The sequence below is a fragment of the Planctomycetaceae bacterium genome, from assembly GCA_021371795.1.
Taxonomy (GTDB): domain Bacteria; phylum Planctomycetota; class Phycisphaerae; order Sedimentisphaerales; family UBA12454; genus UBA12454.
On the sequence record JAJFVK010000023.1, the window covers coordinates 1 to 1,524 of the forward strand.

At 43.8% G+C, this 1,524-nt stretch carries 1 protein-coding gene; it reads right to left on the reverse strand.

Annotated features, from left to right (window positions below):
- A partial coding sequence (rnr, locus tag LLF92_11755; protein ID MCE5341781.1) for a ribonuclease R occupies positions 1 to 1,524 on the reverse strand: 1,524 nt, incomplete at both ends.

Below are 1,524 nucleotides of genomic sequence, written 5' to 3' on the forward strand. Positions count from 1 at the left end.
ACGTTTATGATAACGACGTCCGACCAGACAATAGTTTTTATCATCAAAAGTATAATAATCATCGTCTAAATCGCGAATGGGGATCATGCCTTCACATTTATTTTCGACTAATTCTACATAAATTCCCCACTCGGTAACGCCAGATATTACGCCATCGAATACTTGCCCGATATGTTCGGACATAAATTCAACCTGCTTGTATTTTATCGAAGCGCGCTCGGCATTGGCGGCCAGTTGTTCCATGTCGGAACTGTGCTGACAAAGTTCTTCATACTCCTGCTGATTGGCTCCCTTTCCTCCCGACATGTATTTTTCGAGCAGGCGATGCACCATCATATCGGGATAACGGCGGATAGGCGAAGTGAAGTGCGTGTAAAAATCGAATGCAAGTCCGTAATGTCCTATGTTTTCGGTAGAATAAATGGCTTTTGCCATCGAACGGATGGCCAGGGTTTCAATCAGATTTTGTTCTTTTTTGCCCTGAACTTCGTCCAACAAATGATTGATAGAACTCGAAACGGCTGTTTGTTTGCCCGAAGTTTTCAGATTATACCCGAAACGTTTTATAAATACGGAGAAAGTCTGCAATTTGTCGGGATTCGGTACATCGTGAATGCGATACACAAAAGTCTTGGCTTTTAATCCTTTTCCGGGTTTGCCGATATGTGTTGCAGCGGTTTTATTAGCCAGCAACATAAATTCTTCGATCAGTTTGTTTGCCTCTTTTTGCTCTTTGAAGAAAACAGAGGTAGGTTTTCCTTTCTCATCAATTTCGAAGCGCACTTCCACCCGATCGAAAGCAATAGCGCCATTGGCGAAGCGTTTTTCACGAAGTATTTTAGCCAGCCTGTCGAGTGTCAACATCTCATCTTTAAAATCACCTTTGCCGGTTTCGATAACGCTCTGCGCCTCTTCGTAAGTAAAGCGCCGGTCGCTGCAAGTAACCGTTTTGGCAATTTCGTAATGTTTTATTTCAGCCTCATCCGTCAGTTGAAAAATTACAGAATAAGTCAATTTATCTTCGTTGGGACGTAACGAGCAAATGCCGTTCGACAAATGTTCAGGCAACATTGGAATGGTTCTGTCAACCAAATAAACCGAAGTGGCACGTTCCTGCGCTTCACGTTCAATAATGCTTCCCGGGCGGACATAATGCGTAACATCGGCAATATGAACGCCGACTTCCCACAAACCATTCGGGAGTTTGCGCAAAGAGAGCGCATCATCAAAATCTTTGGCATCTCGCGGATCGATTGTAAAAGTGGTAACTTCACGCATATCGATACGCTTGGCCACTTCTTCGGGAGTAATTCCGGCGTCTATTTTTTCGGCAGCAGCTTCCACATCGGCCGGATATTTATAAGGTAACCCGAATTCAGCCAGAATAGCATGCATCTCGGTAGTGTTGTCTCCTTTATCTCCCAATATATCAATCACTTCACCCACAGGATTTTTCAGATTTGGCTCCCATTCAAGTAATTTAACGACCGCTTTTTGCCCGTTTTTGCCCCCGTTTAATTTGCT